Below are 730 nucleotides of genomic sequence, written 5' to 3'. Positions count from 1 at the left end.
CCAATCTACTCCCATAATCTCATCTATAAAAGGAAGCATACCAAATTCATCAGGTTTTAAAGTCTTAGCTAAGGTTTTAATCTCTTGTTCTCTTAAAGGATTTTTATGCACTCCTACTAAACCACTTCCTACAGCAATATCTGCATAACCATAAATAGCACCTAATAAATTAGGTTTATCTAATATACTACTTCCTCCACTTAATTGTATATAAAGTATAGTAGCTTGGATAAATCTTGCATTAAAACCATTTTGAAACATATCATTAGCTAGATATTTATAATCACCTAATATTCCTGCTGCCATACCCCATTCATTATGAAATAAACTTGATCTTAGATTATGTTTATTATCATCTACTATTCTATATAATTTTTCATATTTAGGATCTACATTTCCTTTTTCATCTACAGCTCCTATAGCTTCATAAGGTATATCTATAACAGTACTTCTTAATCCACTTCTAATGACTAAATACTTATATCTTTCTTTTTTAGTTTTTAAAGATTTATAATAAGCTTTTTCTGCTTTAGTCCAAGGAGCTATGCTTCCTTTAATAGGATCTTTTAGATAAATACTTTGCCAATCTTTAAACTCAAGCAAAGTAGAACTTTGCCCTGTGTAAAGATTAGGATCTAAATATCTGGGTTGATAGTCTTTGTAGGGGGAGTTTCTTAATATACGATCAGCTTCAAATAAAGCTTTAGAATATTCTTGGGTGTATTTGCCT

Annotated in this window: 1 pseudogene; it reads right to left on the bottom strand. The window is 29.9% G+C overall.

Features of this window, described 5'->3' with window-relative positions:
• Positions 1-730: pseudogene (locus tag L8X50_RS08225) on the bottom strand (hypothetical protein); the annotation flags it as partial.

Source organism: Campylobacter sp. CNRCH_2013_0898h (assembly GCF_025772965.1).
In the GTDB taxonomy this organism is placed as follows: domain Bacteria; phylum Campylobacterota; class Campylobacteria; order Campylobacterales; family Campylobacteraceae; genus Campylobacter_D; species Campylobacter_D lari_D.
Note: the sequence above shows the minus strand (reverse complement) of the source record. Positions and strands in the feature narration are given on the sequence as shown.